Origin of the sequence: Fulvivirga marina (assembly GCF_016775155.1) — a bacterium.
Classification (GTDB): Bacteria; Bacteroidota; Bacteroidia; order Cytophagales; family Cyclobacteriaceae; genus Fulvivirga; species Fulvivirga marina.
Genome location: NZ_JAEUGD010000059.1, coordinates 15460 through 34579 on the forward strand (window position 1 = coordinate 15460; position 19120 = coordinate 34579).

Genomic DNA, 19120 nt, shown 5'->3' on the forward strand with positions numbered 1-19120 from the left:
TAAGATTATTAAAAAATCTGTTAGCAGGCCATTGTCTCCTCTGTTTTGTAAGGCTCCAACTTGCCCTGATTCATTTTGTATATCCTGTCAGCCACATCAAAATAGTGGTCATCGTGAGTGATGGCTACAATGATTTTACCCATTTTTCTCATCTCCGGGAGCAATGTCCTGTAAAAGAACTTCCGATACTCAGGGTCCTGATCGGCAGCCCATTCGTCAAAGAGGTAAATGGGTGAATCTTCCAGGTAGCACTGAAACAGTGCCAGTCTTTTACGCTGGCCTCCCGAAAGTTCAATGGTATTGTATGTATTTTCTTTAATCACCACTTTATGGTCCAGCTGAAGTAATTTTAATAATTTATTCACTTCTTCCTCCCTATCCGTCACATTTTGACTGTATAGTTTCTCAAACAAATGTGCAGGACTAAATACGGTTGAAAAATACTCACTAACTTCTGCACTGTCAACAACTTCATCATTGATCATCAACTCGCCCTGATCGGGTGTATACAAACCGGTCAAAAGTTTGGCGAAGGTTGTTTTCCCACTTCCATTACCTCCGATCAAAAACAGGATCTCCCCTGCATAGGCCTCCATATCTATAGGGCCTACACTAAACTGCTCATCTTTATTCTCTTTCTTATAGCTAAAGCTCACCTGCCTGATCTTAATAGATTTTACCTCTGGGGGTCGGGGTGCAGGAAGTGCACTAAGATCCAGATTGGCTGGTATCTCCTCCCTGAAATGCTTCAGGCGGTTCCACGCCACCTTTAACTGCATCATTGCAGGCATGGCTCCAAGTATGGCATTGATGGGCCCTATCAGGTACAGAAGTATCACCACAAAACTCATTAAAACATAAAGCTCTATGTGGGGAAACATTTCCGGCATACCAAAGGCCACTACCCCCAGCAATACTACAAGCAAAGACTCTCCTACCAGAAAAGCATTAACGAATCTAATATCAGCAGTGGAGATTTTCTTTTTGTATTGCTCAGCACTAATGGCCACATCCTCTTTATAGGCGAGTTTTTTATTTCTATGCAAACTGATCTCTTTGAAGCCGTCTATCATACCATTGATCAACCGCATGAACACATTGCGTTCGTCTCGGGCATTTTCGTAATAAACGTTGGTACTCTTCCCCACAAAAAAGTAAATGGCCGACAGTGCCAGGATCAAAAAGATGGTGAGCAGCGTAGCCCAGAAGGCTATTGATGCCAGGTAAATAAAGGCTCCGGCAGCAGTGATGATGCTGGTGATCAGGGTAGCAAACACATTAGTCGACTCCCCGATGTAGTTGACATCGTCATTCAAAGCTGTATATACCCTGCCTCGGTCCATAGATTCAAACTTTTGATAAGAGGTGGAAAATATTTTATCTATCAGTTCTATTCTCAGGTCATACACCAACCCTCTGGCAAATCTGATGAGATTAACCTGCACAAATCTTCTCCCCAAAAGGTATACACCCAGTATAAGGGCATAGTAGAAGACTATATACCTGAGCTCTATATCGGAACCAATAGCCGAAGTTACCATTACAATTAGAATAACATTCGACAGTCCCGACAGTATACTCATCAATAGTATAACCGGAACTTTGCCAAGATATTGGTTTTTAAGCGGAAAACATAATGTAAAAAAATATGCTAAGTAACTGACTGCCATAGCAGTCAGTACCAATATGATCAATGCAGCAAAACTCACCGGTGACCATACCAGAATAGCCTCCCATGTAAAACCGGCAATGGCCTGTGGTAAGATATAAAAGGCAAATAAAAACGGTACTATCAGCAGCAAAGCTTTCAGGAATTTACCGACTTTGCTCCATGTAAGGGGAATATAGGCCCTTTCTCCTTTGAATATCGCCCTGATACCCATGACCGTAAAACCGATCACGATAAAGATATACAACACCAAAGTCAAAGATATCGATGAATAAACCTTATCATTTCCATCACCCGGATCAAATTCTCTGGCTATCTCCTCTCCGGCCATTGCCTTCAAAATTTTATGACCGATCACGGGGGTATACTTGCTATTTGAGTTAGCCAACACGGCAACCCCCATCTTCTCATCTGGCCTGAATGCTACATAAGAGGTAAAGTTAGGGTTAGCACCCTCGTGCAGTATTTCATCGCTACCATCGAGCTTTACATGCCAGCCACGGGCATATGAAGCCATATTATGCAGTGGAACGGTTTTATCTCTGAGGTGGGTCAACCTGGCCAGGGCATACATAGATGAGTCTCCCTGTCCCATCTGAAAGGTGAGCCACTTCGCCATATCATTGGCATTGGAGATTACATAGCCGGCAGCATAGTTTCCCCTATAAACAGGAGCATCATATACCTGAGGGACAAAAAAACCGATTTTATATCCGACAGCCATCACATTAGTATCCAATGGGTTACCTACTGTTGTATTATCCAGCCCCAGCTTGTCTATAATATTATGCTGAAGGTAGTTCTCAAATGACTGGCCTGATACTTCCTGTACAATCAGGGCCAGCACATCGTAGTTAATAGTAGCGTACTCATAGTTTGTACCTGGAATTTCATCCAACTCTTCTCCTATTAACTGTTTAACGGTACTCTCCAGGGCATCGTCATCTGTCGTCTCCGGAATTTTGGCTATGGTATTCCAAGGGATACCGCTGGTGTGATGGAGCAACTGTTCAATGGTTATAGTTTGTGGAGCTTCCTCATAGCTTACTTTAAACCAGGGCAGGTAATCAGATACGCTTTTGTCCAGGTCAATTTTGCCCTGTTCCGCCAGTTGGGTTACAGCCATCGCGGTAAATGCCTTGCTACACGATCCTAACTCAAAAAGTGTAGCTGGTGTAACTTTCTTCTCAGCCTCCAGATCCGAATAACCGAAAGTCCTGATGAACGGCTTTCCGTCTTTCACTATTACAATGCTCATTCCAGGTATATCACCCTCATCCATCAATGCTATTACTTCGGCTTCAGCCAATACCCTATCCAGATCATCGCTCTGAGCCAAAAGCACATTGGTACTCCATACTGCGACAAGGACGCAGATAATCATTTTTATTTTTATCATATCAGTGCTATTCATGTGGCTAGATCACCAGCATATTTTAACATTATTCTACCGAAGGTTCATTTTGAGCCTTCAAAAGAAATGGTCCTATTTTTATACTCCTTCCGGAATCGTTTTGTTTCGATTATTGAGGGTGACTTCTATTTCCTCTACAACCTGCTTCACCCTGGGATCCAGCAGTATAGAAAAGTGATCGCCCTCTATTTCAGTATATTTTATTTCACTTTCAAAGTACTCCGATACCTGATCAATGCTATAGTCTGTATCAGCGGCCTTCACATAAACCAACTTTGCCTTCAGTTGCCCTTTAATGCTGTATTGCAGCACTGCATTTTCCAGGGTTCTTATGGTATTAAGATACAACACCATCAATTGAGTATCGGTATGCTCAAAATCAGGTATCAGTGGCACGATGTCACGAGGTACCATCTTCTTCACCTGGTTCATATCAGGGAGTTCGCTGAGTAGCTCAACGGCTCGACCCCACACCTCTTGCAAGGTATCCGACTGTTGTAGTTCAGCATGCCGTTCATGAAGTATGTCTTTCAATAGCGCTTTTTCCTCTTCCACCTCAAACCGTGCCGCCGTTTCAGCATGTTCCAATGGCAGGATAGTGTCTATCATAACCAGAACATCAACCTTTTCACCAGCCGCTTCCAGTTGCCGTACAACTTCATAGGCTATGGTACCACCAGTACTCCACCCCACTATTTTATAGGGGCCTTCCTGCTGCACTGTTTTCATCTGATCTATATATAATGAAGCCAGTTCTTCAATGCTCACATTCAAGGGGTTAATATTTTTCAAAGACGGGCTTCGAAGCCCCCAACAGGTGTAATCACTGATATGTCTGGCCAGCGCCAGATATCCTTGAACATCTCCGCTTCCATCATGTATAAAAAAGAGTTTCTCATCAGGCGAATCCCCCAGCTTAAGAAGAGTCAAAAGCTCTCCATCCACCGCCAACCGTCTTTTGTTTCTTTGTATCTTATCACATATCGCAGCTATTGTAGGCGATGTAAATATGTCGACCAGGGAAATTTCACTTTCAAAAACCTTATTAATGCGATAAACCATTTTAGTGGCTTTGAGCGATTGTCCCCCAAGTTCGAAAAAGTTTTGGTTTACACCAATACGACTGCTGTCTATCTCCAAAATTTCCGCCCATATAGCAGCCAGTTGTTTCTCTTCTCTATTCGAAGGGCTAACAACTTCAACCTGAAGCTCCTTATCAGGATCGGGAAGTGACCTCCTGTCAAGTTTGCCATTAGAAGTAACAGGTAATTTGTCCATAGGAACAAAATATGCCGGTACCATGTAGGCTGGTAAGTTTTCCAGCAGATAGTCGCGCAGTTCAGCGCTCTCTATGTTATCGCTCACATAGTAGGCCACGAGGTACTTGTCACTTTCCCCACCTTTGGCAACCACTGCCGCCTCACTCACCTCTTGATGTGCCAAAAGCCATCTTTCTATTTCTCCAGGCTCTACTCTGTAGCCTCTTACTTTAACCTGGTCATCTACCCTACCTAAAAACTCTATACTACCATCGGGCATCCATCTGGCTAAATCACCTGTTCGGTAAAGGCGCTTTCCTGATACCTGTTTGCTTTCAACAAATTTTTCCAATGTCATATCCTGCCTGCCCAGATATTCACGGGCAAGCCCCTTGCCGGCAACACATAGTTCACCGGGCACCATTATCGGGCATAAGGTTCCACTGTTGTTTGTTATATAAACCTCCCTATTCGCTATGGGTTGACCGATATGCGACGTTTTGGTGATATCTGTTATGTGATTATAGGTAATACAAACTGTGGACTCCGAAGGCCCATAGGTATTATAAACGGGATATTTATTAATAAGCTTATCAACGTGACGCGGCAATAACAGGTCACCTCCACTTATAATAGCTCTGAGGCTGCTCAGTTCGTCAGCATGATGATTTAGCTCATTGATTACCAGCGGCGTAGTACTTAACAGTGTAGCTTTATGGGTCTTAATAGCCTCTGTCATATACTTGGTATCACGTCCACCCGATGGCATGATGACCACGCTTGCTCCTGAAATAAACGCAGGAAATACCTCCTCTACCACTGTGTCAAAAGAAATAGAAGCTTGCTGGATGACTTTATCTTCTGCTGTAACCGAAAAATGTTTGGCGAATGTCAGTGTATAGTCCAGAAGCGAATCATGTTCGATCACTATTCCCTTAGGTTTACCTGTACTCCCCGAAGTAAAGATCACATAAGCAGAGCTTTGGGGATCAATAGCTGCACATGGGTTTTCAGTTGGCATTTCATGGAGAATGTTCTTTCCCTTTGCCAAATTTACTGTACTAACTGTTGTCTCCAAGCCGGCCAACTGCTCGTACAAATCTGTAATAACCCACTTGGGTCTGGCCTCCTGAATCATGGTTTTTATTCTCTCTGATGGGTATTCAGGATCCAAGGGTACATAGGCTGCTCCGGACTTCAATACGGCCATCATGGCTATCAACATTTCCGGTGACCTGCTCACATAAATACCAATAATATCTTCTGCCTGTACCTGACAGGTGCCTAGTAGGTAGTTTGCCAGCCTGTTGACCTGCTCATTGAACTGATGATAAGTCAAGGTTTGTTCATCATAAATAATCCCCGGCCTGCTGCCATGGATGCTGACCTGCTTCTCGAAAAGGTCCACCACGTTGGTATCTGAAGGGTAAGTCACCGCAGTATCGTTAAACCTTGCAATCAATTTCCGATCGTCTTCAGACAGAATATTGATCTCTGAAAGTTTCACCTGACTATCGGAAATTACTTCATTCACTATAGACTTAAAGCATGATGCAAACCTTCTTATAGTCTCCTCCCGAAATAGTGCCGTAGCATACTCAAACCCAAGCTGGATATTCTCCTGTCCTTCGGTGCCTATCAGCGTCAGGTCAAACTGCGATACTACAGTATCCATTGGGTAAGGTTCGGCACTCAATCCTTTAGGTCGGTGCCCATCCTCCTCCTGCCGATGATGAAAAGAAAACATCACATCGAAAAGTGGATTCCTGCTGGTATCACGGCGAATATTCAATGCATCCACCAGCTCTTCATAAGGGTAAACCTGATTATCCAGTCCGGCAACAGCCACCGCCTGCATTTCAGATAAAAAGGTTTCGAAACCGAGTTCACCTTTAGGGTTAAAACGAAGAGGGAGTGTGTTAACGAACATACCGATCATGCTTTCCAGATCGCTATGCTCACGACCAGCCACGGGCGTGCCAATAACAATATCTTCTTGATTACCCAGTCTGCTTAACAGTACATTGTATATACCCAGGATGATCATAAACATGGTGGTACCCTGAGCAGCGGCCAATTCCCTCAATGCCAGGGTTTCCTCTACCCCCAATTCAAAAGTGTAATAAGCTCCCTGATCATGTTTTATCATGGGTCTTACATAGTCTGACGGCAGATCAAGCGCATGTATCTCGTCAGCAAACATATCCATCCAGAATGCCTTTTGACGTGCCTTCAGCTCTTGTTGAGCTGCACTTTGCTGCCATACGGCATAATCTTTATACTGAAGTCTTGGTTCTGGAAGTGTACTGCCATTATAAAGGGCTATTAAATCTGCCACCAAAATGTTTTGCGAAACACCATCGGTTATCATATGGTGCATATCCATCATTAAAATCTGGTCATCAACATTCTTATCCGGATTTGTTACCAACGCAACCCTGATCAAGGGGGCTTCACTCAGGTCAAATGGCCTGATGAATTCACGGATAATCCCTGGTACTTCTTTCTCTCCGGCTCTATAAAATTCCAGATTAAAATTTGTTTCAGTATTTATTTTTTGTTGAGGTTCGTCATTCACCACCACAAAAGAAGTTCGTAGGCTTTCGTGCCTCTTGATCAGTTGCTCAAAAGCAGCCTGGAGTTGTACCTTGTCCAGGCCTCCTTTAAACTTCACCACCTGTGGCATGTTATAAGCCAATGAGTCTTTATCAAACTCATACAAGAAGTATAACCTTCTTTGTGCGGCAGATAAAGGGTAGTATGCCTTTGATTCTGCCTTTTCTATGCCACTAAAGGATGATTTATCCAGTGACAGGATGTAGTGCCCGAGAGACCGGATATCCTGATGCTGAAATACTTCCTTCAAAGGCACTTCCACTGCCATCTCTTTATAAAGTTTATTTACAAGGGCCGTAGCACGCAAAGAGTGTCCTCCCAAATCAAAGAAGCTCCGGGTTACACTGATCTGGTCCTTATCGAGCTTAAGTACATCTGCCCAAACACTGACGAGTTCCTTCTCTATGTCATTGGCAGGTGCAACATACGCCTCCTTACCTGTATCAGGTTCTGGAAGGGATTTTCTATCTACTTTACCACTGGCTGTAAGTGGTATAGCCTCCATGTAGATATACTTTGCCGGAATCATATAATCAGGAAGCAAGCCTGACAGATGATTTTTTATAACTTCTGGTGCCAGTGACTGTGCTGCCACATAATATGCCACAAGCTGTCGGTCACCAGACTGCTCAGAGGTAATCACAACCACTTCGCTGATCTGCTCATGAGTCGCTAGCTGATGCTCTATTTCACCAAGCTCGATCCTGAATCCTCTGACTTTTACCTGATGATCTAACCTTCCGAAAAATTCCAAGTCGCCGTTTGAGTTCCATCTGGCAAGATCACCTGTTCTATAGATCAATGAACCCGGTGAGTACGGATTACTTACAAACCGCTCACTGGTTAGCGTCTCGTTATTGAGGTAGCCTAGTGCCAATCCCTCTCCGCCTATATAGAGTTCTCCAGTTACGCCTTTTGGTAATAGTTTTTTGTTGTCATCCAAAATATAAATGCTGGTATTGCCGATCGGTTTTCCAATAGACACTCTACCTGTTGTTTCCCGGGTAACGTGCTTTATGGTTGAGGTAACTGTGGTTTCCGTAGGGCCGTATTCATTATAAAACTCCCAGTTAGCATAAAACTTGTTTGCTATTTGTTTACGACATTCCTCACCTCCTGACACCACGCGTCTGACGGTGGTTGAAGCATTCAGTTCTACAGTTTCTAAAAAGGATGGTGTGGCATGTATGTGAGTGACTTTGTGTCTGGACAAGTAGTCATTAATGCTAATATTATCACTTAAGGCATTTTTATCTGGCAACACAAGGGCGGCTCCATTGAGCAGGGCCAGCCAGATCTGCTCTACTGAGGCATCAAAAATAATGGTAGAGAACTGCAATATTCTATCCTGCTCATGAACTCCGAACTGCTCGGTCTGAGATATAATCAGACTGACTACTGCACTATGTTTGATCATTACCCCTTTTGGCTTGCCCGTTGATCCGGATGTATAAAGGGTGTAGGCCATACTCTCAGCTGAAACGGATAGCTGTAGATCCAGCTTGTCTTCCCTATCAATGGCATCTTCATCAATATTAGTAACCGTTATGTGCTTTTCATAAACATTGACATAGCTGTCATTAGTGATCAGATTTACCAACCCGCTTTCACGGATAATATTCAAATTACGACTTTCAGGATGAGCTGCATCCAAAGGCAAATACGCAGCACCCGTTTTGAGTATACCTACTATACCTACGATCAGCTCCACGGACTTGTCCATAATTATACCTACGATATCACCCTCTACGACTCCCTGCTTGCGCAAATGGTTAGCCAGTTGATTTGCTCTATCATTTAACTGCTGATAGGTAAGGTGTGTATCATTATGAATTATAGCAATGTTTTCCTCTGATCTTCTTACCTGTTTTTCAAAAAGAGAGGTAAGTGTTTCTCCTTTTGGATAGTCTTTTTGGGTATTATTAAAACCGTAGAGTATCTCATGGGTTTCTGCATCTGATATAATGCTATCACTATCCATCACCTCGTCTGGTGTTCCCAGCATAGAGGTTATTACTTTTATGAAGTAATCAAAAAGCTTATTTGCTGTATCCTCATCCATAAACGAGGTGAAATAGCCCATCACGCACTTCAGGTCACCCTCTGTTTTATCCACGGCAAAGGACAATAGTGAGTTATCATATGCTCCCCCCATGCCTGACGGACTATTGCCTTCACCATTTGCTGCTTTTATCTCTTTCAGGTCATTCTTATCCAGACTATCATAAACATGGAAATCGGTATAATTAAAAATAATATCTGTAATAGGGTTTTGCCATGTAAAGGGCTCATAAATAGCCTCTACAATCCTGGAAAGAGATACCTTATCATATTGTTTCAATTTGCTAAGCTTCTCGTCTACCTGTAGCATATACTGTCCCCAGGAGATATCATTGGGTACATCAACCCTGACAGGAACTGTATTTAAAAAGCAGCCTATCACTTTATCTGCATCTTCCAGGGCCGGACGGTTATTAGCAATCAAGCCTATGGTAATGTCATTTTCATGTGTAAACATTTTTAATGAATACACAAAAGCGGCAAAACAAATATTTTTAATACTCACCTGCTGCTCCTTAGCCTTGGCGGCCAGCCTGGCATTGAGGCCTTTAGGAAATTTCTTATCGCAGATGATCAATTCATTCTCCTTACTATTGACATCAAATGAAAATCTCTTGTACCCTTCAAGTTCCTCTCGCCAATACCCGATAACGGATTGATCACGGGCAGCAACCAATTGTTCAAAAACAAAATCCTTATAGCTGGTTTTCAGCATTTCCGGTTTGAATTGAGGATTTTCATGAAGCGCAACATAAATATTGTTGAGTTCCGTATTAAATGAAGCATCGCTCCAACCATCAATGATAGCGTGATGACAGATAAAGCATACACAGTAGGTGTCTTTACCAAGGGCAAATGTGGTAAAACGCCACAAGCCCCGCTGATCTATTTTAAATACATCTGCCCTATCATTACGCAGGTAGTCGACAACGGCCTGATGCTGCTGGCTCTTACCCATACTAGACAGATCATAATGAGATATCTTCGCATCAGTTGTGGTATGCAAGATTTGGTATAGGTCATCCCTGTCCTGATAAAATCCAGTTCGCAGCATCTGGTGCTTTTCTACCATTAATTGCAGCGCATGATGTAACACAGTGAGATCCATCTCCGGGTATTTCACAATATTTACCCTCTGATTATGATAAGTGCCCGGTTCTTTCAGCGAATGAAAGAGCATCCCTTTCTGTATATCTGTAGCAGGATATATATCTTCTATTTTCGAGGCATCCAGCTCCTTATTCTGAGCCAAAATTTCCCTCTTTCTCTCCTCAACTTCCTGTTTTATTTCATTCAGCAAGTTTGTATTACCTGAAGATGATAATCCTGCTTTCCCTACACATTTGGAAAATTCCATTATGCTAGGGTGGGTATACAACTCTGCAACACTGACTTTGATAGCTAACCTCTTATTTACTTCTCCAATTAGTCTTATTGCTACCATGGAGTCGCCCCCAAGACTAAAGAAGTTACTGGTAATACTTACCTGGTCAAGTTTTAGCATCTCTGCCCATATTTCCTCCAGGCGTTCCTCCATCTTATTTCGTGGTGCAACGTAAAGACCTTCCTGCGATACTTCTATCTCAGGGAGCATTCTTCTATTTACTTTGCCATTAGAGGTCTGTGGTATTTTATCAATGACAGCAAAGTATGCGGGTATCATATAATCAGGAAGCACCCCTGCCAGGTGTGATCTTAATTCGGTTATGTCCACACCTTGCTCACTAACAATATATGCGTGAAGGGTAATGTTCCCATTCCTATCTTTCCTGTCAATAACTATCGCATCGTCCACCGGGTCATATTTCAGCACCTGGCTTTCGATTTCTCCGAGTTCTATTCTAAATCCTCTGACCTTCACCTGGCTATCCAGCCTACCCAAATACTCCATCTCACCAGAAGCCATAAGGCGCACTCCATCACCTGAGCGGTATAGCCTCTCATCAGGGTTATAGGGGTTTATGATAAATCGTTCACTGGTTAGCTTTTCCTTATTGAGATATCCTCTTCCTACCCCATCTCCTCCTACAAACAATTCTCCTTTTACCCCGAATGGAACCAGTTTTAAATGATTATCAAAAACATAACATGAAAGTGTAGGGATTGGTGTTCCTATGTTGCTGATATTATGCTCAATTTCATAGGCTCCTATTTCTTTATAGGTTACATGTACCGTTGTCTCGGTGATGCCATACATATTGATAAGCCTGGTATCGGGGTATTTCTGATACCATGATCTAAGCTGGTAAGGTTTTAAGGCCTCTCCTCCAAATATCACATACCTCAGACTTAGCCTATTTTTACTCTCAACACTATCAGCAGCAATCAGGTTATAAAATGCAGAAGGGGTCTGGTTGAGTATGGTAACTTTTTTCTCCAGCATAAGCTTTAAAAACCCTGAAGGTTCTCTGGAAAGTTCTTTAGGAATGATAATGAGCTTACCCCCGTAAAGCAGTGCTCCATACATTTCCCACACGCTAAAATCAAAGCAGTGGCTATGGAACATAGTCCATACGTCCCGGTTATTGAAGTCAAACTGTAATTCATCATTAAACAGCAGCCTGACCACATTCCTATGCTCAATTATTACACCTTTCGGGTTACCCGTGGTACCAGAGGTATAAATAATATAGCACATGTCAGCTGGCTGGTTAACATGTGGTGGGTTAGACAGATCATAAATCGATGTATCTGTCTCTCTTATATTTAGGGCAGTAACCTGATACTTCACTTCCTGCTCAGTGGTCAGGAGGATATCAACACCGCTATCCGAAAGCGTATATTCAATCCTGTCTTCAGGGTAATCCACGTCAATAGGCAAATAAGCTCCGCCAGCCTTCAAAATGGCCAGCATGCCAACTACTGTTTCTATAGTTCGGTCAGTCAGCAGTCCAACTATCGTATCCGGGCCTACTCCCTTGTCTCGCAGCAACCACGCCAGCTGGTTACTTTTCTCATTTAATTCTTTATAGGTAAGCTGTTCGTCCCTGAACTCCAAAGCCACGTTATCGGGAAAGTTGGCGGCCTGCTCTTCAAATAATTGGTGTATTAATTTTTCTTTAGGGAAACCTACATCCAGATAATTAAGCGCATGCAACAGGTGATCTTTCTCATTTTCAGAAAGTATCTCGATTTCAGATATTCTGATTTTGGGATCTGAAACCACAGCAGATACTATCTGCCCAAAATATTGAACAAACTTTTTAACGGTATCTTCTTTAAAGAGGTCAGTTGAATACTCAAAGCTCAAAGCAAGCTTTCCTTCAACCTCCGCTGCAGACAGAGTCAAATCAAACTTTGCCATGGCGTGACCGCTATTATAAGACTTGAGCAATAAACCGGGCAACTCAAGCGCGGGCTCCTCAAGGTTTTGAAAAACAAACATGACATCAAAAAGTGGGTTGCGCCCGGCATCCCTTGTCACTTTAAGGTGATCAACCAACTCTTCATATGGGTAATCCTGATTTTCAAAACTGGCCAGGGTATTGGTTTTGATCTGTGAAACAAAATCCACAAAGGAGAGATTACCTATAACCTGATTACGTAGCGGCAGGGTGTTGACGAACATCCCAATCATATTTTCCAGATCGGCATGGTTACGCCCGGCAATAGGCGTACCCACAATGATGTCTTCCTGGTTAGCCAGCTTGCTTAAAAGGATTTTGAACATGGAAAGAACTACCATAAACATCGTGGTTCTTTCGCCTTCCGTAACCTGCTTTAACCGGCTTGTATTTTCCTGATCTATTTCAAACGATACTGAGCCTCCCTGAAAAGATTTTGATAGCGGCCTTGTATAATCTGCAGGCAAATCAAGGGTATTCACTTCTTCTTCATACACCGCAAGCCAAAACTCTTTTTGCCGGAGTATGTTTGCCTTATGCTCTTCTTGCTGCAACCATTCTGAATAATCCTTGTACTGTAATTGCAGTGGTTGCAGTGCCTCATGGTTATAAATTGACATAAAGTCACTGATCAATATACTGAAGGATACACCATCCGAGATCAGGTGATGCATATCGACCATCAGTAGATTTTCTTCGGGCTCAATTTGAACCAAACCTACACGTATCAGCGGGGCTTTTCTCAAATCAAATGGCCTTATAAAGCCTTTTATGATGGCTGCTTCAGTGTCAGTGTCTGTATTAAAGTGCTCTATTTCAAATTGAAAGTTCTTCTCAACGACTTGAAAAGGCTCATTATCCACCATAATAAATGAGGTGCGAAGGCTTTCATGACGAATTATTAGATCTTTGAATGCCTTAGTCAGTTTTTCATGGTCTATTTCACCCTCAACTTTAAGTATTTGAGACATATTGTAGGCCAAAGATTTCCTGTCCATTTCATGCAGGATGAATAAGCGCCTTTGCGCTGGTGAAAGAGCATAATGCTCCTTTTCCGGTGCTTTGGTTATGGCCAAATGAGACCCCCGCTCCAGGGTGTCTATATAATGTGCCAGTGATCGGACATCCTGATATCTGAATACCTCTCTAAGGGGCACTTCCACTTCCATTTCGCGGTTGATCCTGTTGATCAAACTCGCCGCGCGCAAGGAATGTCCTCCTAATTCAAAGAAGCTTCTTGTAACGCTTATTTGCTCAGGTTCAAGGTTTAATATGACTGACCATATGTCTACAAGGGTTCTTTCTGTTCCTGTTTCCGGTGCTACATAGTCGCTGGTATCTGTTGTGGGTTCCGGTAAGGCCTTCCGGTCTAATTTGCCATTGGAATTGAGCGGCATCGACTCCAGGTGTATATAACTTGAAGGTACCATATAATCCGGCAAAAGGCTTTTCAGATAACCTCTTAATGAAGCCGGGGCTATCTCTTCATCAGATACATAATAGGCGGCAAGATACTTATCTCCTCCGCTTCCTTTGGCCATTACTACTACCTCTCTGATCTGATCGTAGGCTGCCAGGTGATGCTCTATCTCGCCCAACTCAATCCTGAATCCCCTGATCTTAACCTGGTGGTCAATTCTGCCCAAAAATTCTATCTCCCCTTCGTTTGTCCAACGTACCAGATCACCGGTTTTGTACATCAATGTACCATGGTTATAAGGATTGTCTACGAATTTCTCGCTGGTAAGGGACTCATTGTTTAAATATCCTCTGGCCAGACCCGCTCCTCCGATGCAAAGCTCGCCTGAAACTCCCAGGGGCTGTAACTTCAGTTGGTTATCCAATACATACAAGGTCACATTGTTTAATGGCTTGCCTATAGGTATACGCCCTGAAATATCAGCATTGGATGTTGAATATCCGCTGCTATAAATTGTCGCTTCCGTTGGTCCGTATATATTCTCCAGTATTATACCCGTATTCAGAGATCTAAATCCTTTAACCAACTCGGTGCTCAGGGCCTCGCCTGCCAGAAATACGTATTTAATGCTTCTGATTTTTGATATCCCTACCTTTTTGAGCTCATCTACGAAAACTGAGAACATGGAAGGAACAAAATTGAGATGGGTTATATTATTCCTGTCTATAACTTCAACAATTTTACCCGGGTCTGACTCTGCTCCTGGCTCTAACAATGTTAACGAGCCTCCCTCGCTGAACCAACCGAAAATCTCAGCACAGGAAACATCAAATGAGTGGGAAGTTTTCATTAAGTAGCTGTCTCCATGCTCTAAAGGGTATTTCTCCTGCATGCAGCCGATGATGTTTATCAATGACCCATGCTCGATCATTACACCTTTGGGCTTACCTGTTGATCCGGAGGTATAGATCACATAGGCCAGATCATCTCGCTTTATTTCTAAACCAAAAGGTTCGGCGGGTATTGAGGGAATTTCTTTCAGGGTATCCGCTGGCGTGATCATGGCTGTATCTGCTGAAAGTGCCCCTTCGTACATACCGGCTTCGCATATGATCAGCTTAACTCCTGAATCTGAAATAACGGCTTCTTTGCGTTCATGGGGATAAACTGGGTCTATCGGAACATAAGCGCCTCCTGATTTCAATATCCCAAACAAACACGGCACCAAATACTCATTCCGCTCCAGGATTATGCCTACAAGGTCTCCCCGGTCAACTCCGCAAACGGATCTTAAATACCGGGCAATTTTATCTGACTGCTCATCGACTTCCTGATAGGTTAACGCAATATCCCTGTACCGGATCGCTACGGCATCTGGGGTTTTTCCGGCTTGTTCCATAAAGCTGGAAATCACCGTTTCATGCTTCGGAAGTGGCTTTTCTGTGGCATTAAATTCCTCTAAAAGCTTCTGCTTTTCTTTGTCGCCAAGGATTTCTATATCACCGATCTTTATACTTGCATCTGCAGTTATTGCATTTACAATTCTTTCGAAATAGGTGATAAATCTCCTGATGGAGTCTCTGCTGAAAAGGCAGGTGGCATACTCAAAAGATAAGAATATCTGTTCGCCGTTATCCCCTGCCAGCAGGCTCAGGTCAAACTTTGACACTTTATGCCCGCTACCCATAGCTTCCATTTCTATGTTACGCATGCTCCGGTCTGAATCGTCGATATTCTGATAGGAGAACATAACATCAAACAGTGGGTTACGACTCGTATCCCGTTCAATTTTCAGGTCATCAACTAATTCTTCATAAGGGTATGCCTGGTTTTCAAAACCAGCCAATGTCCGGTCTTTTACTTCATGTAGAAAATCACGGAAGGTCTTATTTCCAGCTGGATAGTTGCGCAGGGGAAGCGTGTTTACGAACATACCGATCACGCGCTCAAGATCTGCATGCTGCCGACCTGCAACAGGGGTACCTATTACAATGTCTTCCTGGTTACTCAACTTACCCAGCAGTATGTTATAGATTGAGAGGATCAGCATGAACAGGGTCGTACCTTCTGCCTGCGATAACTCAACCAGCTTGCGTGTGATTGGTGCATTTAGCGTAAAATCTACACTGTCTCCCTGGCTACTTTTCACCAATGGTCGGGGCTTATCTGTCGGAAGTTCCAAAGAAGTTATTTCCTTCGAAAACTCGTTTATCCAGAAGTTTTTCTGCTCTGTGATATATGCTTGCTGGGCGGGGTCTTGCTGCCATTCGGCAAAGTCCTTATACTGAAGGTGCAGGGATTCAAGAACCTCTCCATTGTAGAGGTTTGTAAAATCTTGCATCAGGATACCTTGCGATACACCATCGGTGATAATATGGTGCATATCTACCACTAATATATGGTCTGTTTCGCTCAGTGCTATTACTGCAGCTCTCATCAGTGGTGACTGGCCCAGATCAAAGGGGGCTATGATGCTGTTAATCAGTGCTTCTGCTCCTTGTTCATCAGACTGATAGTGTTGTACCTGGAAGTTGACATTATCTGATATCTTCTGCACCAGTTGGTCATTCTCGATATGGAATGAGGTACGAAAGCTTTCGTGTCTGTTGATCAGCCCTCTAAAGGCTTCGTTTAACATTTTTTTGTCTAATGCACCTCTTAATCTTAACGTATAGGGCATGTTATACGCTGTGGAATTCTTGTCGAGCTGGTGTAGTACATACAGGCGCTTTTGTGATGACGACAGGGAGTAGTAGACTTGCTCAGGGGCTTTTTCCACCGGTTTGTAAGTAGTCTGCTCCCGCATACTCAGGTATTGCCCCTGACTACGGATGTCCGGATGACGGAAGATCTCGCGCAAGGGGATGGCTTTACCTAGTTGCTGGTGTATCTTATTAGTCAGCAGGTTGGCCAATAAGGAGTGTCCCCCCAGTTCGAAGAAGCTTCGCGTTACGCTGATGGCTTCGGGGTTAGCTTTCAGTAATTTTGCCCAGATGGTTACCAGTTGTTCTTCTAATTCGTTGGATGGTCCTACATATTCGGTACTACTTACCAACTCAGGAGCAGGCAGGGACTTCCTATCTATCTTACCGTTCGGAGTAAGCGGGAATTTGTCCAGGTGCATGAAGTAGGAAGGGATCATGTAATCGGGCAAGCTTTGGGACAGGTGATCACGAAGATCAGTAGGCTCTATCATCGATGCGGAAACATAATAGGCTACCAGCATCTGCTCGCCTGAATCTCCGTGAGCGTACACAACTGCTTCTTTGATCTCTGCTTTGGTCAATAGCTGACTCTCAATTTCGCCCGGTTCTATACGATAGCCCCGGATCTTCACCTGGTTGTCAATTCTACCCAGGTATTCGATGGCACCATTAGGGAGCCATCTTGCCTGATCTCCAGTGCGGTAGAAGCGTCCGCTTACTCCGGCAGGGTCACTCGCAAAACGCTCTTCAGTTAAGGTCTCATTTTCCCAATAGCCACGGCCTACTCCCATACCACCTATACATAGTTCTCCGGCTATTCCCACGGGTTGAAGGTGGCCTTCCTCTGCCACGATCAGCATGGTAGTATTGGCTATAGGAGTACCAATATCTATGTGCTTTGCTTTGGTGAGTTCCTGCACAGATGAATACACTGTGGTTTCTGTAGGACCATACATATTATAGATCCTACCCATATACTTTTCCCTAAGGTGGTTCAGTAGATTTAACGGAAAACTTTCTCCCCCTACCATCATCGTATCTATACATTGCAAAGCTTCTTCAATACGACTGGATGACAAGAACATTTTAAGGTGTGATGGGGTTACCTGCATCTTATTCACACCCTTTTCTTTGATGAGCTGACATAGGATATCAGGGTCTTTCTGATCGTCATTACCAGCTAATACTACCTGATACCCCTGAAGGAATGGGAAAAAACTTTCCAATACAAAGATATCAAATGAGATCGTGGTCAGGCAGAGTATGCGCGAGCCTTCCTTCATTGGAATACGGGCGGCTATACCTTCCACAAAGTTGATCACATTGCTGTGCTCGATCATCACGCCTTTTGGTCGTCCGGTGGACCCTGAGGTGTAGATCATATACGCCAGTTGCGACGGGGATATCGATACCCCGGGGTTAGTCGTACTTTCTTCTGACAAAGATGCTGAGGTAACGTCTATGGTTTTTAGGCGCTCTCCATATTGGTTTGCTCTTTTTCCCAGATCTGCATCGGTCAGCATCAGGCTCAGACCGCTGTCTTGCACGATGTAGTCTATGCGGTCTTCCGGGTAGTCCGGATCTATAGGCACATAGGTACAGCCAGCTTTCAATGCACCAAGGATGCTGATGAACAGGGCTTCGGTGCGGGGTAGCATGATCCCTACAATGGCCTCGGCAGGAAGATCCTGTTGCAAGATATTATGCGCCAGCTGGTTACTCCTGCTATTCAGTTCTTCGTAAGTAAGGTTTTTGCCTCCATAGGTCAGTGCTATGGCTTCTTTGTTTTTAGCTACCTGAGTTTCAAACGCGGTAACGATACTGCGGCTTTCATCAAAAGTAAGTACTGTATCATTAAAGTCGCTCAATATCAAGCCTCTCTCCTCTTCGGTGACCAGGTCTATATCCGACAGGCTGATGTTGACATCAGAGAGCAACTGATGTGAAAAACTGAAAAACAGACCTGCGATTTTTTCTATATAATCTTCGTCAAACTTAGCGGTATCATAAGAAACCCTCACAGAAAGGTTGTTATCTGCAGTAAAAACAAAAAGCAAATCAGGTGACAAGGGATCTAATGCCTCAGTGCTTTGAAGACCTTCCATCAACAATCCTACAGAAGATCCCAATATCAAATCATTCAGATTTTTGTCTAATATTCTTTCTACAGGATAGTTGCAGAATTTCATATCCTCAACAAAATTCCCTTTCACCTTCATCAGAAATTCGGCAAAAGATGAACCCGTAAAATCATTGGTTCTTACTGGAAGGATGTTGTTTAAGTGATGCGCTCCTGAATAGTCATTATAGAGAGATGTAAAAATACAAACATCACTAATTGAGGAGCATTTTTGAACAAAAACACTCAGTGCAGAAAGAAGTATCAGGTGCTTTCCTTTATCTGAAGCAGAGACTTTATGCAAAAGATCCGCTAAACTCTTTTCTGCTATCAAAGTAAACTCAGTCCGCTCATTGTCATGATGTATGTGGGCACTTTGGTATCCCTTAAAATAAGTCTGAAGCTGAAAGCCTTCAAAGCGATTCTTCCAATGGCTTTTAGCTCTTAAGTTATTATTGGCTTCCAGTGCCTTTTTATCAAGCATTGATTTTACTGACATACGTCTTCTATTAT

General features: G+C 43.4%; 2 protein-coding genes. Both read right to left on the bottom strand.

Annotated elements, in window-relative coordinates:
- Positions 1-20 precede the first annotated feature (20 nt).
- Positions 21-3068, bottom strand: coding sequence for a cyclic peptide export ABC transporter (locus tag JMN32_RS18000; RefSeq protein ID WP_202857757.1), 3048 nt, complete (start codon positions 3066-3068; stop codon positions 21-23).
- A 93-nt stretch (positions 3069-3161) separates the two neighbouring features.
- Positions 3162-19106, bottom strand: a complete 15945-nt coding sequence (locus JMN32_RS18005) for a non-ribosomal peptide synthetase (RefSeq protein ID WP_202857758.1) — start codon at positions 19104-19106, stop codon at positions 3162-3164.
- Positions 19107-19120: the final 14 nt, after the last annotated feature.